Genomic DNA, 25,277 nt, shown 5'->3' on the forward strand with positions numbered 1-25,277 from the left:
GAAATGAACGACTGTTGGAATCGGATCGGGGTTGAGGGCGATCAAAGTTGCGATCGACTAGAACAAGTCACGCATTGTCATAACTGTTCGGTGTTCTCTCGGTCTGGACGGTTGTTACTAGAACGTGAAGTTCCGAGCGAATATATTCAGGAATGGACGAATACGATCGCAGAACGCGGATCGGCTCTGAGTGTACGATCAACCGAGGAAATGCTGTCGTTGATTCTGTTTCGATTAGGCAATGAACGATTTGCGATTTCAGTACGATCGCTACAAGAAGTGATTCGACCAACTCAGATTCACACCTTACCGCATCGGAGCAATCATTTGTTTTTAGGTCTGACTAGCATTCGAGGTGAAATCTTGCTTTGTGCATCACTCAGAGCATTTCTGAACATAGAAACTGCTGCACCTTCTGACCGCGAACAAATGCTAATTGTGGGAACAACAGCGCGAAGATGGGTTTTCCCCGTCGATGAGGTGTATGGCATTCAGCGTTACCCCTTGCACGAGATTCAAGATCCGCCTGCTGTTTTGCTGAAAACGAATGCGGCATATACTCAAGGCATTCTCACTTGGAACGATCAAAAGGTGAATTACTTGAATGCAGAATTGCTGATTGATACGCTCGATCGGAGATTGCTATGAGCTATTCAATGCGCGATCTGTTCCAGCAAGAAACGAGAACTCATGTCGATCGCTTAAAACACTACTTTACTGAGTTGCAGCAACATCCAGATCGAAAAGATGATATTGATGCGGCGTTGCAATCGATTCGTGCGATCGTGGGTGCGGCTCATTTGATTGAGTTTGATGCGGCGATTCATTTATCAGAAGTGATGCAATCGTGTTTGAGTGCGGCTTATGAAGGTCGCCGTTCTTTAACGGCGAACAAGCTCGATGCTTTACTACATGGATGTACGCTGCTTTCTCAGATGAGTCAACTTGAGGGAACTAAAGGCTGGTTGTCGAATCATGCTGAGGACTTAGAGAAAACACAGAGCTTGATCAGTGAAGCACAAACTTCGCAGCCCTTAGCCCCCACTTCTGAGAAGGGACAAGGTTCTGATTCCCCTGGCGTAATTCCGAATCAATCTGTTAATGCTATCGATCCTCGCCCCCTAAATCCCCCACGAGCGGGGGACTTTGAGCGTGAAATTTCCTCGGAAGGGACGGCTCCAGATCTCAAAGTCCCCCAGAATGGGGGATTTAGGGGGCTACCCGGATCTGTGGCACCAACAGATCAATTTGGTATGAGGGAAACCCCCGTAAACAAAGCCGATCGATCTGAATCAATCCCTGAACCGTCGATCGAGGAATCCGCTTCGTCATCGGCTCAAAATATCGCTCAAAATGATCCAGAACTAATGGAACTGTTTCGGCAAGAAGTCGAAGCACAAACCATTACATTGAATCGGGGACTCGTCGCGATCGAAGCTCACCCAAACTCACGCCAAGAACTCGAATCCCTCATGAGAGCCGCTCACTCGATCAAAGGAGCCGCCCGTATCGTAGGGCTAGATATTGCTGTCGAGTTAGCTCATCAGATGGAGGATTGTTTTGTCGCCGCTCAAAAGCAATCTCTCACACTCAACGCCGCTAAAATTGATGCACTATTTCGCAGCGTTGATCTGACTCAATCCATTAGCCAAGCGCAAAACATTCAACACTGGCTTTCACAACATCGCTCTGAACTAGAATCAGTCCAACAATTACTTTCTCTTGACACTGCTCCAACCTCACCACCGATTACGCCGCCCCCGACTCCTAAAACTCCTGAACCGCAAGAGACAGATACCAATTCGCAGCGGGTCAGCTCTAGCACACAAGAACGCGATCGTGTGGTTCGCATTAGTGCTGATAACTTAAATCGGATTGTGGGACTCGCTGGAGAATCAATGGTCGAAGCTTATTGGCTCCAGCCGTTTGCTGAATCTTTGATGGAACTGCGATCGCAACAAATTGTGCTTTCTAAAGCACTCGAAGACTTACAGCAAGACCATCCCATCGCACAATTAGACCACTTACGCCAGCAGGAGCGGGAATGTCGGGATTTATTGAGCGATCGCATTGCTGAATTAGGAGAGTACATTCGTCGGACTGATAATTTATCCGATCGATTATATCGAGAAGTGATCCAATCTCAGATGCGACCGTTTGCTGATGGTGTACAAGGCTTTCCGCGAATGGTGCGAGATTTAGCCAGACAGCTTGGAAAGCAAGTTCAATTCTCAATTGTTGGAGAAAATACGCCTGTCGATCGAGATATCCTAACCAAGCTAGAAGCACCGATTACGCACATTTTGCGAAATGCGATCGATCATGGATTAGAGCTACCAGAAGAGCGCATCAAAGCTGGAAAATCACCGGAAGGAACGATTCAACTCGAAGCCTCGCATCGGGGCGGAATGTTAATGATCACAATCTCTGATGATGGTAAAGGGATTGATCCGGATCAAGTCCGCAAACAAGTGATTCGCCGTCATCATGCACCGCCAGAAGTTGCACGACGGATGAGTCACACTGAACTGATGGAATTCCTTTTTCTGCCCGGATTTTCACTCTCGAAACAAGTGACAGAACTCTCTGGGCGAGGAGTTGGATTAGATATTGTCAAAGCAATGGCGCAAGAAGTCGGCGGAACCGTTCGGGCAGTGTCTTCACCCAATGCTGGAACAAGCTTTCATCTACAGTTGCCGCTCACACTTTCGGTTGTGAGAACTTTGCTAGTAGAAGTATCGGGCGAACAATATGCGTTTCCTTTGTCGCGGATCGATCGCATTCTTAATCTCGATCGCAATTCCATTTCAGTTGTCGAAAATCAATCCTACTTTACCTTTAACAATCAGCATATCGGTTTGATTTCACTTGCTCAAGTCTTTGATTTACCTCAATCAAACACGGTATCTGAATCGCTGTGTGTGATTGTTCTGAGTTATCAATCGGCACAGTATGGATTGATTGTCGATCGCGCATTAGGAGAGCGAGAATTAGTGGTGCGTCCACTCGATCCGCGTCTTGGAAAAATTCAAGACATTAGCGCCGCCTCTCTGATGAGCGATGGATCATTAGTCTTGATTGTGGATGTCTCGGACTTAGTTCGATCGATGAATAGCCTGCTAGATGCTGGAAAGCTTAGTGCCCCGCGCCCGGTCGCAAATCAACCGCCGAAAAAGCGGATTCTCGTGGTCGATGATTCGATCACGGTGCGAGAAGTCGAGCGCAAACTGCTAGAAAAACAAGGATATGCCGTAGATGTCGCGATCGATGGCATGGAAGGTTGGAACGCGGTTCGCAATCAAGCTTATGATTTAGTGATTAGCGATATTGACATGCCCAGAATGAACGGAATCGAGCTAATTCAGGAAATCAAAACTCATCCCCGACTGCGATCGACTCCGGTGATCGTAGTGTCTTACCGCGATCGAGAAAGCGATCGACTTCAAGGTTTAGATGCGGGAGCCGATTATTATTTAACGAAGAACAGTTTCCAGGATGATTCTTTGATTCAAGCTGTGGTTGATTTGATTGGGCAATGAACGATGAGAATTGCGATCGTCAATGATATTAGTTTGGCAGTTGAAGCCCTGCGGCGAACCTTAAAACAAGCGCCGCAGCACGAAATTGCTTGGGTTGCCTACAACGGATTAGAAGCTGTGAACAAATGCGTCCACGATCGCCCAGATTTGATTCTGATGGATTTGTTTATGCCAGAAATGGATGGCGTAGAAGCAACTAAACGCATTATGCAGCAATCTCCCTGTGCCATTCTGGTTGTCACTGCGGATGTGCAACATAGTTCCGCAAAAGTATTCGAGGCGATGGGATACGGGGCACTTGATGCCGTCAATACACCGACCTTCGGCAAAGAAGATTCTCATTTATTGCTGTCGAAGATTCACACGATCGGGAAATTGATCGGCAAAACTAAGTTTGTCCCGATTCAGTCCAGAGTCCCGCTGATTGTCATCGGAGCTTCAACCGGAGGACCGAAAGCGATCGTCACGATTTTGTCTCAGTTGCCGCCTGATTTTGGATCAGCGATCGTGATTGTGCAGCACGTCGATGTGCAGTTTGCCGCCGGAATGATCGATTGGTTGAATCAGCAAACTGCTTTGGAAGTCAGAAAAGCAAAAGTTGGCGATCGACCTACCAAAGGAATTGTGTTATTTGCCTCAACGAATGACCATCTTTGTTTGCAGCCAAATGGTACGCTGACTTACACGCCGCATCCGATCAGCTATCCTTACCGTCCTTCGGTTGATGTTTTTTTCAAAAGTGTGGCGCAGTATTGGACGGATCGAGGCACAGCGGTTTTACTTACAGGCATGGGACGCGACGGAGCAGAAGGATTGAAAGCATTACGGCAGCAGGGATGGTACACGATCGCACAAAATGAACCGAGTTGCGTCGTTTATGGAATGCCAAAAGCCGCGATCGATCTCGGTGCAGCGGTCGATGTTTTAAGTCCTGACGCGATCGCATCTGTTTTACTCCATCGTTCTCATCACTAGCCATGAGCGATTCCATCACCGTTCTTCTCATTGATGATCAAGCAATCATTAGCGAAGCCATTCAGAAGATGTTGGCTCCCGAATCGGATATTAAGTTTCACTATTGCAACAATCCGTTAGAAGCGCTCAAAGCAGCAAAACAATCTAATCCAACGGTGATTTTGCAAGATTTGGTGATGCCACAGATGGATGGATTGTTACTGGTGCGATTTTTGCGATCGCGAGATGCCCCCACCGCTGATGTCCCTCTGATTGTTTTATCGAGTAAGGAAGAACCTGTAATCAAAGCTCAAGCGTTTGAACTCGGTGCGAATGATTATTTAGTCAAATTGCCCGATCGCGTTGAGTTGATTGCCCGAATTCGCTATCACTCGAAAGCTTATATCAACTTACTCAAGCGTCAGGAAGCGGAAGCACAATTGCGTGATGAGAACTTGCGACAAGCTCAGTACATCGAACAAGTCAATAAGCTGACAACAGCGGCAGTTTCGGTTGAAGAGAACACTTTTAAGCCAGAAGATTTAGGTGAAGTCAGCGATCGATCTGATGAGCTTGGACAACTCTCACGAGTGTTTGTGCAAATGGTGAATACGGTGAACAATCGTGAACAAGAGCTAAAACGTTTAAACGAGTCTTTTGCGCGATTTTTTCCGGCTGAATATCTACGATTTCTACGAAAAGAAACAGTCACCGAAGTACAGCTTGGGGACTATGTGAGTAAAACGATGGCGGTGATGTTTAGTGATATTCGAGCGTTTACAACCATCTCCGAATCGATGACCCCGCAAGAGAACTTCGCTTTTGTCAATGCTTACCTCAAGCGCGTCAGTCCAGAGATTCGCAATCACTACGGCATTATTGTTAAATTCTTGGGCGATGGCATGATGGCAGTGTTTCCCGATGGTGCAGATGATGCGGTTGCGGCGGGCGTTGCAAAACAGCTTCGAGTGCAAGAATACAATGTCGATCGAGTCGCACAAGGATATTTGCCTGTGCAAGTTGGGATTGGGATTCATGTCGGTCACATGATGCTAGGAATGGTAGGCGAAACGAATCGAATTCAAGGCGATGCGTTTTCAGATAACGTGAATCTCACCTCTCGCTTAGAAGGATTGACCAAGTATTACGGCGTATCGATGCTGATTTCTGGACAGACTTTAGAGTATTTGAGCAATCCGGATCAGTATCAATTTCGGTTTCTCGATCGAGCGATCGTCAAAGGTCGAAATGAGCCAATTACAGTCTACGAAGTGCTCGATGCTGAGACAGAAGAGCATCGAGAGATGAAGCAGAAAACTCGATCGACGTATGATCAAGGAATTGAATGCTATCGACAACAGAAGTTTGATCAAGCTAGATCTTGTTTTGAATCCGTTCTAGCAGCGAATCCAGCCGATAAAACCGCAAGGTTATATGTCGATCGTGTGGTGGAATTGCTCGACCGAGGCGTGCCCGAAGATTGGACGGATGCTTGGGCATTTAGTGAAAAATAAACGAACGCTCTCGTTTTGTAAATCTGAATTAAGATGGTCATGCCCTCGTTACCCGATTCGATCGTATGTCCGACCTCCAAGCAACCTTCTCAAGCCTAAGACAAGCTCTTGATCAAATTGTGGTCGGTCAAAATGCACTTGTTCAACAGCTTCTAGTCGCCTTGCTATCGGGGGGACATGTGATTTTAGAGGGCGTTCCGGGAACTGGAAAAACGCTACTCGTCAAAGTCATGGCGCAACTCGTTCAATCAGAGTTTCGCCGCGTTCAGTTAACTCCAGATATCTTACCTTCGGACATTCTCGGCACGAATATTTTTGACCTCAACTCTCGAAATTTTGTGTTAAAAAAAGGTCCTGTTTTCACGCAAATTCTTTTAGCAGATGAGATTAATCGGACTCCACCAAAAACACAATCCGCCCTACTAGAAGCAATGGAAGAACAGCAAGTCACTTTAGATGGCGAGAGTTTACCCTTGTCCGAATTTTTCTGGGTGATTGCAACACAGAATTCATTAGAGTTTGAAGGAACCTACCCGCTCCCAGAAGCACAACTCGATCGATTTCTCTTCAAGCTAATCGCGAACTATCCCGATCCAGCCGCCGAGAAGAAAATGCTGCTGAATCACCAAGCTGGCTTTCAGGCAAAACGGCTGGATTTAAAACGAATTCAGCCCCTAGCAACCGTCGAACAGATTCTAAAAGCGCGGCAACTTGTACGATCACTCACTGTCGAAGAACCAATTCTTGATTATTTACTGTCCGTTGTGCAGAAAACGCGGCAGCATCCTGATCTAGTGTTGGGAGCTTCTCCACGATCGGCGGTTGCTTGGTTGAATGTGAGTAAAGCTCATGCCTGGTTAGCAGGTCGAAACTATGTCACTCCGGATGATATCAAAGCAGTTGCATCTCCATTGTTGCGACATCGATTAATCCTGCGTCCTGAAGCTCAGTTAGATGGCGTGAATGTGGATGCGGTGATTAATGCCATTCTCAATCAAGTTGCTGTGCCACGATAACTATGATTTCTTCACGTCGAACTTACGGATTATTGTTAGTGAGTGGCGCGATCGCTGCCGTTCTCTTTTTGTTTAATCCCGGATTGTCGATCGCACTATTGCTACTGTTCGATTTGATTGTTCTAGGACTTGCATTTTGGGATAGTTCACAAGTCAAACCTTACCGCGTAAAGGTCGATCGCCAGGTGGCATCAAGATTGTCGATCGGGCGCGATAATTTAGTAACTCTGGGCGTAGAATCAGGCGAAAAACCCGTAGAGGTTCGGATTTATGACCCGTATCCGATCGAGTTTGCTGTCTCATCGATGCCACTCGCAATCAAGCTAGGCGCAAATCTAAATCAGCAACTTTCATACACCGTAAATCCTTCTTATCGAGGTGAATACCACTGGAAAGACATTCAGGTGCAACAGTTAAGTCCGTGGCGGTTAGCGTGGCATCGTTGGAAAATTCCACAAGAGCAAAAGGTTTCAGTCTATCCAGATTTGATCGGACTACGATCGCTCTCAATCCGTCTCACGCTAGAATCTTCCGGCTCAATTCGTCGCGCTCGTCGATTAGGCATTGGTACTGAATTTTCTGAACTGCGAGAATACGGAATTGGTGATGATCCGCGCTTCATTGATTGGAAAGCGACCGCACGACGTGGACAGCCTTTAGTGCGAGTATTAGAACCGGAACAAGAGCAGACTTTGATTATTTTGCTCGATCGAGGTCGGTTGATGACTTCGCAGGTGAAAGGATTATCGCGGTTTGATTGGGGATTGAATGCGACATTGGCACTGGCGCTGGCGGGATTGCACCGGGGCGATCGAGTTGGGGTTGGGGTGTTCGATCGACAAGTGCAAACCTGGATTCCTCCAGAACGTGGACAGGCACATTTGAATCATTTAATCGAGCGGTTAACGCCGATTCAACCAGAGATTTTAGAGCCAGATTATTTAGGGGCAGTGACAACCCTAGTGAATCAACAGGCGCGACGTGCTTTAGTTGTGGTGATTACCGATATTGTGGATATGACAGCCTCCTCTGAACTGCTCGCTGCATTGGGAAGATTGACACCGAGATATTTACCGTTCTGCGTGACGTTACGTGATCCACAGGTCGATCAACAAGCGCATACCGTTACAGAAGATTTGCCCTCAACGTATGAAAGAGCCGTTGCACTCGATTTGATCGCTCAGCGGCAACTTGCATTTAGTACCTTGAAACAGCGGGGCGTGTTGGTGTTAGATGCGCCTGCGAATCAGATTACTGAGGAATTAATCGATCGATATCTTCAGTTGAAAGCAAGAAACCAACTTTAGATACAGTGGAGAAAGTTTTTCTGATTCTCCTATGAGCCTCCAACCCCAAACCATTCTCTTTGCTCAGCACGGAATGACCGATCTCTCTGGATGTCAAACGATTTCCCGTTTGGCGTACGCGCTGGATCTAAAAGATACGCTAGTTGTCGCACCAGAACTACACTGGGTCAGAACGCTATTTTATCTAGAACCGCTGATTCAGAGTGTGCAGGCAATTGTGCTGGAAACTTTGAGCAAGTATCCAGGAGTGCCGATTCGGATTATTGCGACTTCGATGGGCGGCGTGTTGTGGGTGGAATTGCTCGATCGACATCCGGAGTGGTGGTCGCGAGTTCATTCGCTCGTGTTGCTGGGTTCACCGATCGGTGGATCGCACATTGCTCGAATGGTTGATCCGTACGGTTGGGGAATTGGGATTGCGCGGGATTTGGCAATTGACCGGAGTGCGATCACTCGAAAAATCGTTGCAGAGATTCCTACGCTCGTGATCGCGAGTGACTGCGGTAAAGGTGATGATGGAGTCGTTAGCGTAGAATCAACCGTGATTCGAGGTGCCGAGTTTGTCTGTCTTTCGGGTGTGTCTCACTCAGATTTGAGATGTAATTCTGCGGTGATGCGGGAAATTTGGAAGTTTTACGCGAAGTTTGCGGAGGTCGAGCCGTGAGACTCGCTAGACTTCAAGAAGTTGTCGTGAATTTGTCCGAATATGAGCTTGATGCCTGTGTGGGGTTCTCTGCTGATTTTCATTCTGTGCCCGATTTTGGGCGGGTTGCCGCTAGTTGGTTGGATCACCAGAGGGCTGAGCCGAAAACGTTTGTCAGAACTGGGAACCGGAAATCTTAGCGTTTCCGCAGCGTTTTATCACGGGGGAAAGGTTGTTGGCATTCTGGCGGTACTGTCTGAGGCGTTGAAAGGGATTTTTGCGGTGCTGTTGGCGCGATCGTTCTTTCCGAATAGCCCAGAGTGGGAAATTATTGCGCTGATTGCATTAGTGTATGGACGGTACTTTATCGGGAAAGGTGCGGGCACAACGAATGTCGTTTGGGGCTACGTGGTGCATGATCCGATCGTGTCGTTTCTGGTGTTTTTGATCGGCGGAATTGGCTTTACGATTTTTCGAGAACGTCGATCGGGAAAGTTTGGCGTATTAGTGCTATTTCCTTTGATTACGGCTCTAAGACATCCACAGGAAACGCCGTTGATTTTAAGTTCGATCGGGCTTGCAGCTTTCTTGTGGTGGATCTATAACCAGATTCCAGATGACTTGGATTTGAAATCAGACAATGCAGAGAGAGGATCGAAAGCCATGTTTCAATTTCTTCGGGATGATCGATCGCTAATTTCACTTGATCAAACTTTGGAAGCTGAAAAGGTTGGACAAAAGGCGGCGACTTTATCAGCATTAAAGCGATCGGGCTATCCGGTTCCGGAGGCTTGGATATTGTTGCCAGGAGATGATCCGAAACCGTTGATTGAAGCGCTGCACCCTTCTAGAGAGCATCCGCTGATTGTACGATCGTCCGCGATCGGAGAAGATGCAGAATCGGCTTCAGCGGCGGGACAATATGAATCGATTCCAAACATTACGCATCGAGAGTTACTGTTACCTGCGATCGTGCGGTGTTTGGAATCGTATGAGCAGGACTCTGCTGTGAAGTATCGGCGCGATCGCAATGTTGCAGAGGCTTCGATGGTGGTACTCGTTCAGAAACAAATTCAAGGTATCTATTCGGGAGTTGCATTTAGTCGTGATCCGATCGCAAGACAAGGCGATGCGGTATTGATTGAAGCCTTACCGGGAAATGCCGATCGCGTGGTTTCCGGACAAGTTACCCCTGAAAGCTATCAAGTGAACGTTCGGGAAGTTGGTACAGATTGGAGATTGCCTGAAACAACACTAGAAGTGGAAGGAGCGGGAACTGTTCCATCAACGGTAATTCAGCAAGTCGCCTATCTAGCGCGGCATTTAGAAGAACATTTTCATGGTGTACCCCAGGACATTGAATGGAGCTTTGATGGAGAACAACTCTGGGTGTTGCAATCTCGATCGATTACCACGCTGTTCCCGATTTGGACTCGGAAGATCGCCGCAGAAGTGATTCCGGGTGCGATTCGTCCTTTAACGTGGTCGATTAATCGCCCGCTGACGTGTGGGGTTTGGGGGAAAATTTTTACGATCGTTCTGGGAGAACGTGCAGCCGGTCTAGACTTTACTGAAACCGCAACCTTGCACTATTCACATGCTTATTTCAATGCGTCGTTACTCGGACAAATCTTTCGACGAATGGGATTACCGCCAGAGAGTTTAGAGTTTCTCACCAGAGGCGCGAAGTTTAGTAAGCCACCTTTACGATCGACTGTTTCAAATTTACCGGGACTGTTGCGGTTACTCCAGCGAGAAATGCGATTAGAAAAGGATTTTTCGCGAGATCAAGAACTCTATTTCAAACCGATGCTTCAGAAGTTGGAACAACCTCTAGAAACCCAATCCGTCTCAGACCTTTTACAACAGATTGAGCAAATTCTTGAACTATTAGAACGAGCGACTTACTACAGCATTCTTGCCCCGTTGAGTGCTGCACTTAGAAAATCAATAGCTAAAGTGCCAGATGAAGCTTTAGATAACAGTGATACTCCAGAAGTTGCAGCTTTACGATCGCTGTCTGATCTTGCAACTCAAGCTCGATCGTTGTTGAGCAGCGATAAAGGTGTCTTTGTTCAACTCAAACAAACGCATCAAGGGCAAGCTATCTTAGAGCAATTCGATCGGTTGTTGAATCAATACGGCTACTTGAGCGAAGTCGGTACAGATATTGCCGTTCCAACTTGGCGCGAAGAGCCTCAACCCGTTCGCGAACTATTCAAACAATTCTGTCTAAATTCATCACCAGAGCGATCGACACCCAAAATTAAAAATAAAGGTGTTCAGCAACGAATTGCATTAAAAGGCAAAGTAACAGAAATCTATAGTCGATTGTTAGCAGAACTACGCTGGAGATTTGTCGCGATCGAACATCGCTGGATTGATTCCGGTGTTCTCAAACAATCTGGTGATATCTTTTTTCTCACTTACGATGAGATTCGTAGTTCAAACACACAACTAATCGAACAACGTCGATCGCGCTTTGATCACGATCGACAACTTGCCCCAATTCCGCAGTTAGTTTATGGCGATGATCCACCTACTCTGCAGCTTCCAACCTGGCAAGCCTCGAATCGACTTCAAGGAATTGGAGCCAGTGTGGGACAAGTCGAAGGCACGATTCGAGTGATGCGATCGATGAGTGGATCGATGAATGTCGATCGGGATACGATTCTCGTTGTGCCTTATACGGATTCGGGCTGGATGCCTGTATTAGCAAGAGTTGGCGGACTCATTGCGGAAGTGGGAGGACGATTATCGCATGGCGCGATCGTGGCACGAGAATATCGCATTCCTGCGGTGATGGATGTCGCTCATGCCACTGAGATTTTGCGAGATGGGCAGCGAGTTCGGATCGATGGACAGCAAGGAACAGTGGAGATTTTGTAGTCGTTCGTTGCAACTCCCGCCCTGAAATGAATTTCGGGCTAATCGGCGCAAGTCCATTAGAAATGGACTAAGAACCTGAAACTGCCTCCCAGTCTACTTCAGTAGACTTTCCACGGTTAGCCCGAAATTCATTTCAGGGCGGAAGTGCAACGGAGCGAAGGGACTACTTATACTTTTCAAACACCCCCTAAATCCCCCACGAGTGCAGGGTAGTTTGACTGTTAGCAGGGAAGATAGATTCCGTCAGGAAACATTTTCTAAGCTATCCGAGCAAGTTTTTTCTCGCTCGTTCTTGTCGAGATTCAGCTTCTTCCATCACCTTCGCGAAATCCTCGATCGCTTCTCCCGGATAGTTCTCAAGAACTCTCGTCGAAAGCGAAATCCGCCCCCGTCCTTCATCCAAATCAACAATCATGGCTTTGATCACTTGTCCGACCTGCAACAGTGAAGACAACGATTCGATATAGTTTTTGCTAATTTGATTGATGTGCAACAATCCGGTTGTACCATCGAACTCAGCAAACGCTCCAAATGGCTTGAGGCTGGTAACGGTTGCTTCGACCAGTTGACCGACTTCTAGCTGACTGAAGTTTGCCGCTCTAGCAGCGAGACGATTCGAGAGCACGATTTTATTGCGATCGCGCTCCAAATCCAGAATCGTTGCCGATAGCGTCTGTCCTTTTAGCGCCTCTAAATTTTCGCGCTCAACTAAGTGCGATCGTGGAATGAACCCCCGCAAACCCAGGGCATCCACCGTCACGCCTCCTTTATTAGAACCCGTTACGCGCACCTGCAAACTTTGATTCGTCGCCTGCAAATCGACCAACCGTTCCCAAACTTTCCGCAATTCAAGCTGACGCAGCGAAATCGTTACCCGCCCATCTGCATCTTGTTCGCGAACAATGATGAATTCTCGCTCTTCATCGAGTGGGAGAATTGCCGACACATCCGCCACCCGTCGAACGCTTGCTTCCTCGATCGGCAGAAATGCAGGAGATTTTCCGCCAATATCGACCAAGGCACCATCGCTTTCATAGCTAAAGGCTTTGCCCGTTACCAGTTTGCCTTTCTGAAACTCGTAATCGTGCTGTTCGAGGGCTTTTTCAAAATCTTCCATCGAGAAGGAAGCAGTCGTCCGATCTGGCATTGCAATGTAATTCCTAAAAAGTACGATCGCCACTATTGCGGCTTCTCAATTCTAGTGCGTTAGTCTAGAAAATAACGCTTTTACCTGTTCCCAAGCATCAGCGGCAGCTTCAGGATGATAGTCCGATCGCTGATCACAGAAAAATCCATGCCCCGCTGAATACCGAAATACCTTGTGATCGATATGATTTGCCTCTAGAGCCGCTTCCACTTGATCAATTTGTTCGATCGAAATCAGCGGATCTTGAGTCCCGAAAAAGGCGTATAGCGTTCCTTTAATTTCTGAAGTTCTCGTGATGGTCGGCGCTCCACCGCCCGGAGTCATCGTAGCAATTCCCGCTCCATAAAATGAAGCCGTTGCCTTAACTTCCGGTAAGGTTGCCGCTAGGTACGCCACATGCCCCCCGAAACAAAAGCCGATCGCACCCACCTCTTGAAATCCTTTCGTTTGAAGAAACGCGATCGTCGTTCTTAAATCACTGAGTAATTGATCCGCAGTCGTTTGATCTTTGTGCGATCGACCGAGTTTGGTATCGTCCTCGCTGTATCCCACCTCGAAGCCGGGAGCGGTTCTCTGAAAAATAGCGGGCGCGATCGCGACATAGCCTTCTTGGGCAAATCGCTCTGTGATCGATCGAATATGCGAGTTGACACCAAAAATTTCTTGAATCACAATCATTGCACCCTGTGCAGCCGTATCCGGTTCTGACAGATAAGCATCGATTTGGAGGTCACCATTTGAAAGTTTGATCCAGGAGGAATTCACGATCGTATTTATTTCACCACGCAACAGTTTGTATTCTGAACGAAACTCGAATTCAATGCGATGAAAATTTGCCATTCATCGCCATACTTTACCGAAAATGGCAATCGAAAAACTACGGGTTATACTATTTCTATCAGGGGTGGTGAAAACGTTGAAAGCGGGACTTTAGGAGGCTTGAGCCAGCTCAGCATTATTACTGAGTAGCTTAAGTCAACCAGATCACAATCCGAAGATACACCCAACTTTCCATTTTCTGTGTCACCTAAAATAGTGGACGGCTTTGGCAAATTCTGAGCAAGAAGTAATGTACAGATTTGCTGTGTAACATCAACACTTATGAGTGAGATTTGAGGCGCGGGTATGGTGCAATTTCATATACAGCCAGATAGCGATATCCCGGCATCCACTCAACTCTATAATCAAATTTTATTTGCGATCGCGTCTCGGCAGTTTCCACCGGGACACCGCTTACCGAGTACTCGTCAGTTGGCGATGCAGACGGGCTTACATCGCAATACAATCAGTAAAGTTTATCGTCAACTCGAAGATGCAGGAGTCGTTGATGCTCAAGCGGGTTCTGGTATCTATGTACGTGATCAGGGACACGCAACCGCAGCACACATCAAATCGCCGCTGCTCGAACAATATCCACAAGCACACAAAATCATTCAATCGAGCCTAGATGAGTTGGTCAAACAAGGCTGTTCGCTCGGACAAGCGCGGGAATTATTCTTGGCAGAAGTAGATTGGCGGTTGCGCTGTAGTGCTTCGGTTCTCGTAACGGCTCCCTCACACGATATTGCCAATGGCGAAGTTTTGTTGCGGGAATTGGAGCGTGCTTTAGCGATTCCCATGCAGCTTGTTCCGATGGAAGAACTAGGGCAAATTTTGGATCAGACGCGATCGAGTACGGTGGTGACAAGCCGTTATTTTATTGCTCAAGCGGAAGCGATCGCATCTCCGAAAGCGGCACGAGTGATTCCGGTTGATATCTACGATTTTGAGCAGGAATTAAAGCTGATCAAAGCGATGCAGAAAGGAACTTGTGTCGGTATTGTCAGTTTGAGTGCGGGGACTGTCGGTGTGGCAGAAGTGATTATTCACAGTTTGCGGGGCGATGATTTGCTCGTGATGACCGCACAAATGAACGATCGATATAAGCTCAATGCGATGGTGCGAACGGCACAAACGATTTTCAGCGATCAAGTCAGTTGTGCCACAGTGAAAGCGACGATTTCGGCTTCTCGCGATGATATTATTCGTCCTCCTCAAGTGATTTGCTGTGAGAATTTCATCGTGAGCAAATCGATCAATCTCCTCAAACGAGAGTTGGGATTGGAATAGAGGTGAGATTGCTCTAAAACACGAGCTAAAAGAATGTTTGAAAAGCTGTCGTTCATTGCTCCAGCCCGCCCTGAAATGGAATTTCGGGCTAATCGACGAAGGTCCTTTGAAAAGGACTTAGAGTTTCAAACTGACTCCCAGTCTACTTCAGTAGACTTTCTACGGTTAGCCCGAAATTCATTTCAGGGCGGAAGGTAATCGAAGCGAAAAAACTTTTCATACCCTCTAAGACTTTCCTTTGGGGTACACAATGCGTTGATGATTCGACTGTTGCCATACCTGAACAAACACTTGCGCGATCGTACTCATCTGCGATCGCGTTAATCCCGATTCATCTAACTGCCCATCTTTCCACCGGGCTGCCAAAATTTTATTAATCATGTTCAAAGCTTCTTCAGGAGTCGCATCTTTGAGCGATCGTAGTGCTGCTTCACAAGCATCCGCTAACATCACAATGCCTGTTTCGCGGGATTGCGGAGCCGGACCGTCATAGCGAAAATCAGATTCATCAACAATGATCGACGAATCAGCTTTGACTCGTTGTTGAGCTTGATGATAGAAATACGCGATCGTCATTGTTCCCTGATGTTCTGGAATAAAGGCTTGCACTGCTTTTGGTAATCTCGCTCGACGTGCCATTACTATGCCTTCAGTAACGTGCTTTTTGATAATTGCAGCACTGATCCAAGGATCAGCGATCGCATCATGTTTGTTTGCGCCACCCATTTGATTTTCAATAAATCCTAGTGGGTCGTGCATTTTACCAATATCGTGATAGAGTGTTCCAGTTCTTGTGAGTTCAACATTACAGCCCAATTCACGCGCCGCAGTCTCCGCAAGATTTGCCACAAACAATGTATGCTGAAACGTCCCTGGTGTTTCTGCTGCTAACCGTTTGAGCAAAGCACGATTTGGATTTGCTAACTCAACTAAGCGGAGTGTTGTAACCACATCGAATAGATGTTCTAAATAAGGACTAATCCCGATCGCAACAATGCTCCAAGCAAGTCCTAACAATGCTTCTAAAACAGCACGACCGAGTAAGCTATACCAAACCACTCCAGACATTGCGCCGAACAATAAATAGAGCAAGCCTTGAATCAGCCCAACTCCCACGCCGAGAAACGCTAACTCTTCCCGCGATCGCACTCTTGCCGCTAGTGCTGCCACAATCAATCCAGCGATCGCACTTGGAACCCACTGCATCAAGCTCAATCCCATCCCGATCGGTAGCATCACCGTAATCAATCCAACTGCGGTCATGGCTAACACTGAACCATAGAACGTGCCCATCAAAAAGCCGATCGCAGGTAAATTCGTTGAAGGTGCATTGATAATAACCATCAACGGTGTACTTAAACTCATCAATCCGATTAACCAATAATCTCGATTTCTCAAGCCTTTCGGGTGATAGCGCTGCTCGAATAACCAGAACAAGGTCACTGCACCACTGATCAATCCACCAAACCCAATCAAGCTAAACCAACTAGTTTCACGCCGGCTCAAACCAAAGTAGTCCAGCACCATAAAATTGCTGGCTGATATCTCTTGCCCTTCTTTGACAATCACTTCTCCCCGTCGAACCTGAATGATTACAGGTTGAACTTCTTGCGCTGCTTTTTCAGCTTGTAACCGAGTTTGTTCTTCGTCTTTAACTAAATTTGGCTTCAGCGAGGTGAGGAGTAATTTAGTCGCGATCGCTCTCGATTCTGATGGAGTTGCACTCTGAAGATTTAGCGCGATCGCAGTTTCAAGTTGAGCCTGATTGATGCCGGGTGAAATGCCTTGTGCCAGCATGCGATCGGTCACTTGCATCACTTCAGTCTGTGTTTTCTGCCAAGCTGCATCAGGGATCTCAAACAAAGTCGGATCGTAAGGCGGTTGAGTGAGTGCGATCGTCGCGGCATATTTTTGTCGTGCTGCTGTGATTTGATTCGTCAAACCGGATACACCATCGAATGAAGTTTGATTCCGATAGCGCATTAATTCTTCAGCGGCTTTGCGTTGAAGGGGATCGACGAGCTTGTCGAGTGGATCAGTGCTGCGATTTTGAAGGGCAGTAACGATCGCTTTCCATTCCCATTCTTCAGCATTACGAAGATATAACTGTGTTGATTCTGAAAGTGTTTCTGTTTCAATGTAGGGGAATTTTCCAATCTGTTGCCGGAGTGTGCCTCCTTTTGCTAACTGGGCTTGCACCGCTTGTCTTGCTTGATCAGATGCAACCATGTCCAACATGAACATTGGTACTGAGATATTTCGGGCTGCTTTACGCTTTTCTTCGGTCGCTTCTTTGTTGACGATCGTGGCGTTATTCGGTGCGGTGATGGTATCGGTTGCCATCTTGCCCACACTGAGACGCGGTTGATTGTAGAACTGTCTTCCCAAAGCTCCCGTCAGAACGATCGAGGCTGCGACAATCAGAACCGGAGCAGGCACTGTCGGCTTATGGGTGAGTTTCTGAAGTGCTTTGACTCGTTGCAGCGATCGTACGGACGCAGAGTGGCGAAGATGGCTTCCACCTTCGCTGCACATTCGCTGAAGTTGTTGCGCCCAAGAGCGAAGGGAATTCATCACACTGCTCACTACTGATGTGTTGCAATCTAACGATTCATTATAGAAGCCAAGCGACAAATCGAATTTTTACCTGTTCGATTCTACGTATAAAAGTTCACGACTCAGGCGATCGTGAATTCTCCCATTGGTTGCCAAAATTCGACCAGACGAAAGCTGAATCGGAGTTTGATCGTAAGCGGTGACTTTTCCGCCTGCTTCTTCGACGAGGACGATTCCGGCTGCAATATCCCAAAGCGATAAGCCGCGTTCCCAGTATCCGTCGAGTTTTCCAGCGGCAACATACGCGAGATCAAGCGCTGCGGCTCCATCGCGCCGAACGCCTTGAGTAAGATGCGTGAGATGAGCGAACTCCGGATAGTTCGTATCTGTGGTTTGTCGTCGATCGTAGGCGAATCCGGTGACTAACAAGCTTTTTTCTAATTCGCTGATTGAAGAGACTCGAATCGATCGACGATTACAAGTCGCCCCTAATCCTTTCGCGGCTCGAAATAGTTCCTGATGAATCGGATTAAACACCACACCGACTTGGGGAATGCCTTCGATGAGAAGCGCGATCGACACTGCCACAAACGGATACTGATGCGCGTAGTTGGTTGTACCATCGAGCGGATCGATCGCCCAGAGAAATTCACTTTGTCGATCGCCCATTTGCCCAGATTCCTCTGCCAAAATCGGATGCTCTGGTACATGACGCTTCAGAACTTTGAGGACTGCATCCTCTGCTGCTCGATCGGCTTCGGTAACGAGATCTCCGGGTCGTCCTTTTTCGCGAATGTCTTCGAGCTTGCCCCAATGAGTTTGGAGAACGGCTCCAGCACTTAACGCGGCTTCGGTCGCAATGTCGAGGAAGATTTCTAGTTGATGAGGATTCATAGAATTAAGGCAGAAGGCTCAAGCTATTCTATGATTTCGGGGGAAATGTCGATCGATCTTCTGCCTTTTGAACGATTAGCGTTCCGATCGCTTTCATGGCTGCGGTTCATCTGCTTGAAGTAGAATTTGAGCGTAGAGCGCTGAACTGACTCTGAAGGACGCTTGTTGAATCAAGGCATCTAAAATGGGTTGAACTTGTGGAATCAGTTGACGTTGCTTTGCAATCAATAGAACACCGAGAATTCCGATAATTGGGATTCCTAATTTCGCGGCTTCTTGTCTGCCTCTGCGCTCATCCATCAGGAGTTCATCGGCTTGCTGTTCTAATGCCAGCACGATTGCACATGATTTGCCTGGATCAAGTTTTTGATCTTGCTGTAGGGTGTTTGCCATTGCGAGATTGACGATTTTTTTTGTTTCAATCCAATCGAGTGATAGAACTGCTTGAATTTCAGAGCGTGAGGCGTTACTGAGTTCTTGTGCAACGACATCGGGAATCAGAACTTTGCCATAGATGCTCTGAAGAAGCCAGAGATAATTGATGATGGCTAAGTTTCCAATTGCGGAGGTATCGCTGACGATGATCATAACCAGCCGCGTTCTTGAAGATGTTGTACGTCTTGTTGAAATTCTTCGACATCGTAATGGATGCAGATGCCGCGATCGCTAATCAGTTTTTGGAAGTCCATGACGTGCATTCCTGCGATTTTGCTGGCACTACCAAGGCTGACGCGATCTTGTTGAAAAAGTGCGATCGCGACTTCTTGGCGTAAGTCTGACTCTGTTAAAGACAGATTATCAGGGAGGTCAATCGTGATTTGCATTGATCAAGCGATGAGAGGGATGGTTTGATTTTAGCGTGGGAGAGTTTGACGATCGCGTTTGCAAATCATTAGGCTATTTCACGTCTTCGCTGACTCCTTCGAGAAATGCGTTGCCTTCGGCACAGCAAAGCTGCCCGCGCCTTTGCCCCAGGGATTGGATTCGACGAAGTGTTCTCCGACTTTGACCGCTGCTTTTTTGCCACCGTTCCAAAGACGTTTGAGGTTGAGAAAGTTCTGCCAGCGTGCATCAATGCGTTTAGCTTCTACGTCGATCGTTCTTGTAATTTCGGTTTCGTCGGTGAGACTGGAATTTTCTTGCTGTAGTTCGTCGATAAACTGCTTGTAGTTTGCCAGTAAAATCTCAAAGTTTTGCTCTGTTCCATTGATGTGCTGAGTAAAGTCTTGTTTGCTGCCTTCTGCTGCGTAGTTAACGCCGATCGTTGCGTTTTGCTGATTAAAATCGGTGCTTTGTCGGTCATGAGTGTTAGCTCCTGTGTTTGAATTGTGATGGATTGTGAGTGATCGCTGTTTTGTGGGGTTTGTCGATCGTGCTTCGCAATCGTTTGATAAACAATCTGATCGCCTTGAACGGTTTCAGCGAGATTTCCAATATTTGCGCCTCGAAGGTCAAATTTAGATGAGTCAGACATTGCGATTGTATTGATCTAGTAATTGTTGGACGAGTGTTTGGGAGACGTGAAAGGAGGTTTGCTGGAGTTGTGCGATCGCAGTTGGAAAATCAATCAGTCCTGCAATTCCAGCACGATATAAGATGCCGAGTGTGCCGATAACGGTGAGATTAAGCTGTTGAGCGGCAGCACGGGCATCGAGATCATCGATGATTGCAAACTCAGCTTTGAGTGCGGCTGCGAGAGTGATGGCTTCGCGTTCTCCAGCACCGAGATTAGCAGGGAAGGAAAGAAGGGGTTGAGAGAGAGTTTGAATGTTGAGCCATGTGGGAGGGTGTTGAATCCAATTGCAAACGGATTCGCCTGCTTGTTCGTTGAGAAGCTCTTGTTGCACGGCGGTTGGAATCAGAATGGTTTGGAAAAGTTGTGGGAGTACTTCAATGTGATTGATCAGGATGAGATAGCAGATGGGAGAGGTATCACTGATGATGATCATGGAGAATTCGATCGAGAGCTTGGATGTCTTGCTGAACGTCTTCTAGGGTGAGGGAGCGGATGGCTCCGTGTTCTTTGAGGAAGGCATCGGTGGCGAGATGGGAGGGGAGATTGAGGAGGTGTTGGACTTCGGCGGCGGTGATGAGGTGATTGGTGTATGCCTCCAAGGCGATCGCTTCGAGGGCGCGTTGGGAGAGGCGGGGGAGATGGGGTTGAAGACGATGTTCGAGGTCGGCGGGGATGGGGATGTTCATTGGGGTTCCTCTGGTTGGGTGATTTGATTGCCTTGGACTTCGTGGGCGAGATTGCCGATCGTGGCTCCTCTTAGATCGTAGGTGATATTTGAGCGATCGCTGTTTTGTGGGGTTTGTCGATCGTGCTTCTGCTGTGTTGTCTTTTTCCAAATTTCTGCTGTGGTTTTGCGAATGGTTTCGATCGTAATTGTTTTAATCTTTGCTATTCTTCGCCTGCCATTTGTAGCACTTGTTGATAAAATGCAGGACTTATCCAGGTTCCCTGGTCGATTAATCCATTTAGCAAAGGAGAGACATCACTGATGATTCCTTGATCTTTGGCAAGGAGTAGAGTTCCAATCGTTCCAATAATTGGTAATCCCAGCGTTTGAGCAAGTTTGCGTCCTGCTCTTTCATCCATAAGCAATCGATCGGCTTGCAATTCTTCTGCAAGTGCAATCGCAGCACATTCACCCCGATCGAGTCCAGGAATGTTTAGAAGTTGTTCGATTCGTTCGGTCTGCTGAACAGGTCGTATTTCAATCCAGGTTGCATTCGGAATCAAAAGTTTGGCGGGATGATTTCCGGTGGTGAGTTCTGTATGAACAGGTGGCGGGATGAGAATTTTGGTAAAGAGAGACGATAACAAATCGAGGCGATCGATTTTGGCAAGTTCGCTCAGGGGTGTCGTATTAGAGACAATGATCACGATTAAAGCAGATTGCGAGTTTCAGCGATTTCTTGGGCGAGTTCTTCAGGAGTTTGTTCTGGAAAGATTGAGATTTTGTACTGTGCCATTAAATCTAGAATTTCTAAACGGCTGAGGTTAAGACTCTGCGCGGCGTAACCTGTGCTGATGCTGCCGTGGCGTAAGAGTTCCATCAGATAGGATTCACGCGCTTTGGACTCTGCTTGCTGACGAATCGCATCATCTAATTGAATGTCTGCTGGAAGATCGATCGTGATTCGCATAATTTAGGCTCCTTGGTCGGGGGTTTCACTCAGTTTATCGAAATAGGTGATGGCTGCTTTTGACCAGACGCTTTCTTCGAGGTAATGCTTGGCGATTTCTGCAAGGGTGGCTTTGATGGCTTGCAAATGGCGCTCTGGATTTAGTAGTTGTTGGCGGAGGGTGACGAGGGGATGAGTTGTAGATTGTTGGATTTCGGTAAATTCTGCATCGAGGATGGTGAGGGCTTGATACTCGGTAGTGACTTGGGGATGTTGTGTTTGGAGTTGAGTGAGGAGAACGGTGAGGTCAGTAATCGCAGTTTTGATTTCGGGATCTGTAAGGTGGTTATTTTCGATATACTGATCGACTTGCTCAAAGATTTGCACTTTCTGGGCATTCGGAAAGTTGTATTTGGATGGATTGCTCATTCTGGACTCTCTTGTGATGAATTGAATTGGACTTCAGCGCGAGTGATGATTTCTTTGACTTCATCGGCAGTAATATCAACTCGATCTGATTTGGAATAGAGGGTGATGAGAAGGATTTGTGTTTCTGTTTTGAGGTAGTAGATGATTCGATAGCCGCCGCTTTTACCTTTCTGTGCACCGCTATTTCTGACTCTGACTTTGAAGAGTGTGTAGTTCATGCTAGGAATTTGATCTCCAGGCAGTTCACCCGCTTCTAGCTGATTGATAATCGGCTGGATGTCGATGCGAATGCGGCGATAGCGTTTTGCTAGTTGGCGAACTTCGTTTTCAAATCGATCGCTTACTCGAACTTCAACAGGTGGATCAATCGACATCCACATTCTCCCAAAGTTGAGAGACAGGTTTGGTTCTTCCAGCAAGAACATCTTGCCAGCCTTGGTAAAGTCCTTCTCGAATCTCTTCGATCGAGGTGTCTTCGAGGTCTTCCTCGGATTCAGCAATCAGGACAATAACGCGCACTCGACTATTTTGAGCGAGATTGAGCGGTTCATCGAGGGCGAGTTGTCCGGTTTCGGTGAGGGTTGCAGTGGTTTCGATCGCTTTCATGGTTGAGTTTCTCTAGGTTTGCGGGTGATGTATTTCTATGATGACGGATCTCTGAGTGGGGCTTCGTGGTAGAGATCGACGTTTTCAAAGATTTTAACTTCGGTGGCGTTGGGGAAGTTGTTGATTGTGGCAGAGCGATCGCTGTTTTGTGGGGTTTGTCGATCGTGCTTCTGTGCTTCCAAGTGAGCTTGATAGATTTCGTAGTTGTAGAATTGGCAACGTCTTTGGATGGAAACAATTGTTCTCAAAATTTTGTCCCATTCTCCATCCCAACCGACTTCAAGATTTCCCAATGTGTAAAACATGTACTTAAACAGGGGAGTGAGCATTGTACAATCCCCTAATTTTCCAATGCCGTCAATAGCTGCTGCACGTACTCCTGTCAAACACTCACAGATGTCATCTTCTAGGATCTCAAAAGCTACTGAAGCAATTTCTGGATAGTTCTTTATTCTTAGTAGCGCATCTAGAGCATCACTCCTTAGTTCATCAGGAGTTTCTACATCTCTTACAGTGCTGAGTAAAATCCTAATCGAGCCTTCATCGCCTTGTTTGCCAGCTTCACTTAACTGATATAGCCAAGCCCTCACTTCGTTGCTATTGAAGTGCAGCGCTTCAATCTCTTCCGACAAAGATTCATCAGCTTCGATAGACGACTTGACTCTCTGGAGATGCAATCTGTTTGTAACTATAGATAGTATCTCTGGTAGAAATTGAGGAGAACAACTTTTTGCAATGCTTTCAAGAATATGACTTAGATTTTCTGTATCAGAATCGATCAAGATTCTAATTAAATCTTTACGAAAATTTTCTTGTTGCAAGAAGAGTTCTACTAGAGCAGGAGTAACTTGAGTACTTGGATTTTTCACAAGCCCAATCACAGCGGCATCACGAATATCAGGATTATCACATTTTAGAGCTTCCTCAAGTGCCTCTACTAATCTAGGTACAGCAGCTTCTGAACCTGAAGCACTTAGCAGTCGAACTTTCAGAGCATCGCTAAAACAGGGAAGGTTGATTATTACACCCAAATCAATCAACCTCTCTACTTCTGGGAACTTCTCAAAAAACTCATCTCGTAGATTCTGAACAAGCGTTCTTCTGTCAACGATACGTATCATTTGTTTCTCGCCTTCTCCAAATCTTCTGGCATCTCCAATAAACTGAACATCTAAGGAACTTATTAGTTCAACTGCTTGATCTTGTAAACGATTTGGAACTCCTCCAGCCAATCTTGCTCCTAATATCAAATCTACTTCAAGCGCTAGTTTCACTAATCGTAATGCTTGAGCTTCGGTCTTTATCATTGGCAGCATCAATGCTACCGGTTCTGTCCATTTCAAATAATTCAAAAATTCGCATTTCAGTTGCTCATCACCTAATTTCGTCAACTGCTCTAGTAGCGTCTCTGCGCCATAATATTCTTGGATCAGTTGATGCCGAAACTCTAGCTCCTCTCGATTCGCTCCTGCTTGAATTAAGTGATACTTCTGCAAATCTCGCACACACTTCCGCGCAAAATCCTCTGCATACGGTACTCTTCCCTCTAAAAATTGAGCGATCGCTCTCACCGCCTCTTCAAACCCGATCGCTACTCGAAACTCCGTCGGCTTCTCCCCCTGCATCATCACCCAAGCCAACTGCTGAAGCACAGGCTTCCACCAGTCCTTGTCGCTCTCAACTCTCACTCCTTCTTTCAAATTCCGTTCATAATGCTGCGTGAATTCTCGAAACACCAAACCTAAATTCTCTGGAATTCTGCCCGTTCTCTGAAATACGCCACAGAGCATCTCTAAAAGTAGCGGCGTTTCTCCTAGCTTCTTTAATCGATCGCTTAATTGATTCAAAAATTCTTCTGTACGCTCTGGAAAATATTGCCTGACGAATTCCCGAAGTTGAGCAGGGGTCAAAGGCTGCATCTCTAGCTGCTTCTCAATTCCCAAATATCCACCGACCGCTAAATCGCGAGTCGTGAACACCATCAACACGTCAGGATTATCTTCTCGGAAGTTCTGCAATTCCTGCCGCAAGTCTTGACGCGGAATTTCATTCACCCCATCCAATAACAGCAACAGCTTGCCATCAAACAAAAGATCATTAACTTCTGATTCACTGCAACGCAATCGACCACGCCGCAAAGTTTTCTGAATTAATTCTAAAATTGGCTTATCAGACCGAAGTTGTACCAAAACTGGAATCGGTAAAGATGAATCGTCGATTGCTCTTGTTGCCTCATCTATTAACAACTGATTCAAGGCTGTAGACTTGCCTGATCCCGGTCGCCCAATCAATAGGATGTGCTTATGTTTGGTGTAGAGGTCGCGAAGCCCCTCAAGCACTGGAACTGAAGCGGGTTCTTCCCTTTGTTCTTTCTGCTTCTCTTTCACCACCTCTCGCGCTGTCAATTTGAGCTTAGGTCTTTCTTTAGCATCGGTTGAGACATAGAAAGACTGTCGCTTCTCAGAAGCGTCTTTGATCGATTGTTTGAGATAGGACTGAAAATCGAGAGACATTGAGAAACACGATCGAAGGAGCTTGTCTT

24 protein-coding genes are annotated in these 25,277 nt (G+C 46.8%); 9 read left to right on the forward strand and 15 right to left on the reverse strand.

What is annotated here, in order from left to right; all coding sequences use genetic code 11:
* The first annotated feature begins 3 nt into the window (after window positions 1–3).
* From NIES2104_RS26335 to NIES2104_RS26370, 8 genes are all read left to right on the forward strand, one after another.
* Entirely contained in the window at window positions 4–648 is a 645-nt protein-coding gene (locus NIES2104_RS26335; RefSeq protein ID WP_202815121.1) for a chemotaxis protein CheW, read from the forward strand.
* A complete protein-coding gene (locus NIES2104_RS26340; RefSeq protein WP_156427064.1) occupies window positions 645–3,539 on the forward strand; it encodes a hybrid sensor histidine kinase/response regulator in 2,895 nt (964 codons plus the stop codon). The genes NIES2104_RS26335 and NIES2104_RS26340 overlap by 4 nt, the downstream gene beginning before the upstream one ends.
* 3 nt (window positions 3,540–3,542) lie before the next feature.
* Window positions 3,543–4,514 carry a chemotaxis response regulator protein-glutamate methylesterase gene (locus tag NIES2104_RS26345; protein ID WP_059001320.1) on the forward strand — a complete coding sequence of 324 codons (972 nt, stop codon included), beginning with the start codon at window positions 3,543–3,545 and terminating at the stop codon, window positions 4,512–4,514.
* 2 nt (window positions 4,515–4,516) lie between these two features.
* Entirely contained in the window at window positions 4,517–6,007 is a 1,491-nt protein-coding gene (locus tag NIES2104_RS26350; protein WP_072218141.1) for an adenylate/guanylate cyclase domain-containing protein, read from the forward strand.
* A 65-nt stretch (window positions 6,008–6,072) separates the two neighbouring features.
* The gene (locus tag NIES2104_RS26355) at window positions 6,073–7,023 is read left to right on the forward strand and encodes a MoxR family ATPase (RefSeq protein WP_059001321.1); all 951 of its coding nucleotides are present in this window, start codon (window positions 6,073–6,075) and stop codon (window positions 7,021–7,023) included.
* 2 nt (window positions 7,024–7,025) lie between these two features.
* Complete coding sequence (locus tag NIES2104_RS26360) at window positions 7,026–8,330, forward strand: DUF58 domain-containing protein (RefSeq protein WP_059001322.1); 1,305 nt, start codon at window positions 7,026–7,028, stop codon at window positions 8,328–8,330.
* Window positions 8,331–8,361: 31 nt separating this feature from the next.
* Complete coding sequence (locus NIES2104_RS26365; protein ID WP_059001323.1) at window positions 8,362–8,994, forward strand: hypothetical protein; 633 nt, start codon at window positions 8,362–8,364, stop codon at window positions 8,992–8,994.
* Window positions 8,995–9,036: 42 nt separating this feature from the next.
* Window positions 9,037–11,862: a glycerol-3-phosphate acyltransferase gene (locus tag NIES2104_RS26370; protein WP_059001324.1), complete on the forward strand. Its 2,826-nt coding sequence runs from the start codon at window positions 9,037–9,039 to the stop codon at window positions 11,860–11,862.
* Between the two features lie 262 nt (window positions 11,863–12,124).
* Here the strand turns inward: NIES2104_RS26370 and NIES2104_RS26375 are convergent, their stop codons facing one another.
* Window positions 12,125–13,009, reverse strand: coding sequence for a S1 RNA-binding domain-containing protein (locus tag NIES2104_RS26375; RefSeq protein WP_059001325.1), 885 nt, complete (start codon window positions 13,007–13,009; stop codon window positions 12,125–12,127).
* A 51-nt stretch (window positions 13,010–13,060) separates the two neighbouring features.
* Entirely contained in the window at window positions 13,061–13,849 is a 789-nt protein-coding gene (locus NIES2104_RS26380; RefSeq protein WP_156427065.1) for a dienelactone hydrolase family protein, read from the reverse strand.
* A gap of 285 nt (window positions 13,850–14,134) precedes the next feature.
* Here NIES2104_RS26380 and NIES2104_RS26385 point away from each other — a divergent pair, with 285 nt between their 5' ends.
* The gene (locus tag NIES2104_RS26385) at window positions 14,135–15,118 is read left to right on the forward strand and encodes a GntR family transcriptional regulator (RefSeq protein ID WP_059001326.1); all 984 of its coding nucleotides are present in this window, start codon (window positions 14,135–14,137) and stop codon (window positions 15,116–15,118) included.
* Between the two features lie 225 nt (window positions 15,119–15,343).
* Here the strand turns inward: NIES2104_RS26385 and NIES2104_RS26390 are convergent, their stop codons facing one another.
* The 13 genes from NIES2104_RS26390 to NIES2104_RS26450 form a co-directional block, all read right to left on the reverse strand.
* A complete protein-coding gene (locus NIES2104_RS26390) occupies window positions 15,344–17,692 on the reverse strand; it encodes an HD family phosphohydrolase (RefSeq protein ID WP_059001327.1) in 2,349 nt (782 codons plus the stop codon).
* Window positions 17,693–17,761: 69 nt separating this feature from the next.
* The gene (locus NIES2104_RS26395; RefSeq protein ID WP_059001328.1) at window positions 17,762–18,568 is read right to left on the reverse strand and encodes an inositol monophosphatase family protein; all 807 of its coding nucleotides are present in this window, start codon (window positions 18,566–18,568) and stop codon (window positions 17,762–17,764) included.
* A gap of 93 nt (window positions 18,569–18,661) precedes the next feature.
* Window positions 18,662–19,156: a DUF3368 domain-containing protein gene (locus NIES2104_RS26400; protein WP_059001329.1), complete on the reverse strand. Its 495-nt coding sequence runs from the start codon at window positions 19,154–19,156 to the stop codon at window positions 18,662–18,664.
* Window positions 19,153–19,392: a UPF0175 family protein gene (locus tag NIES2104_RS26405; RefSeq protein ID WP_059001330.1), complete on the reverse strand. Its 240-nt coding sequence runs from the start codon at window positions 19,390–19,392 to the stop codon at window positions 19,153–19,155. Before NIES2104_RS26405 ends, NIES2104_RS26400 begins: the two co-directional genes overlap by 4 nt.
* Before the next feature lie 263 nt (window positions 19,393–19,655).
* The gene (locus NIES2104_RS26410; protein ID WP_059001331.1) at window positions 19,656–20,042 is read right to left on the reverse strand and encodes a hypothetical protein; all 387 of its coding nucleotides are present in this window, start codon (window positions 20,040–20,042) and stop codon (window positions 19,656–19,658) included.
* Window positions 20,035–20,517 carry a DUF3368 domain-containing protein gene (locus NIES2104_RS26415; protein WP_059001332.1) on the reverse strand — a complete coding sequence of 161 codons (483 nt, stop codon included), beginning with the start codon at window positions 20,515–20,517 and terminating at the stop codon, window positions 20,035–20,037. The genes NIES2104_RS26410 and NIES2104_RS26415 overlap by 8 nt, the downstream gene beginning before the upstream one ends.
* The gene (locus NIES2104_RS31055; protein ID WP_072218142.1) at window positions 20,501–20,770 is read right to left on the reverse strand and encodes a UPF0175 family protein; all 270 of its coding nucleotides are present in this window, start codon (window positions 20,768–20,770) and stop codon (window positions 20,501–20,503) included. Before NIES2104_RS31055 ends, NIES2104_RS26415 begins: the two co-directional genes overlap by 17 nt.
* 202 nt (window positions 20,771–20,972) lie before the next feature.
* Window positions 20,973–21,458 carry a DUF3368 domain-containing protein gene (locus tag NIES2104_RS26425; RefSeq protein WP_059001334.1) on the reverse strand — a complete coding sequence of 162 codons (486 nt, stop codon included), beginning with the start codon at window positions 21,456–21,458 and terminating at the stop codon, window positions 20,973–20,975.
* Between the two features lie 2 nt (window positions 21,459–21,460).
* Window positions 21,461–21,721 (reverse strand): UPF0175 family protein, encoded by a 261-nt coding sequence (locus tag NIES2104_RS26430; protein ID WP_059001335.1) that lies wholly within the window; start codon window positions 21,719–21,721, stop codon window positions 21,461–21,463.
* 3 nt (window positions 21,722–21,724) lie between these two features.
* Window positions 21,725–22,129 carry a hypothetical protein gene (locus tag NIES2104_RS26435; protein WP_059001336.1) on the reverse strand — a complete coding sequence of 135 codons (405 nt, stop codon included), beginning with the start codon at window positions 22,127–22,129 and terminating at the stop codon, window positions 21,725–21,727.
* Window positions 22,126–22,503 carry a type II toxin-antitoxin system RelE/ParE family toxin gene (locus tag NIES2104_RS26440; protein ID WP_059001337.1) on the reverse strand — a complete coding sequence of 126 codons (378 nt, stop codon included), beginning with the start codon at window positions 22,501–22,503 and terminating at the stop codon, window positions 22,126–22,128. The genes NIES2104_RS26435 and NIES2104_RS26440 overlap by 4 nt, the downstream gene beginning before the upstream one ends.
* A complete protein-coding gene (locus tag NIES2104_RS26445; protein ID WP_059001338.1) occupies window positions 22,493–22,735 on the reverse strand; it encodes a hypothetical protein in 243 nt (80 codons plus the stop codon). Before NIES2104_RS26445 ends, NIES2104_RS26440 begins: the two co-directional genes overlap by 11 nt.
* A 35-nt stretch (window positions 22,736–22,770) precedes the next feature.
* Window positions 22,771–25,248: an NACHT domain-containing NTPase gene (locus NIES2104_RS26450; RefSeq protein ID WP_156427066.1), complete on the reverse strand. Its 2,478-nt coding sequence runs from the start codon at window positions 25,246–25,248 to the stop codon at window positions 22,771–22,773.
* Window positions 25,249–25,277 lie beyond the last annotated feature (29 nt).

Source organism: Leptolyngbya sp. NIES-2104, assembly GCF_001485215.1.
Classification (GTDB): Bacteria; Cyanobacteriota; Cyanobacteriia; order Leptolyngbyales; family Leptolyngbyaceae; genus Leptolyngbya.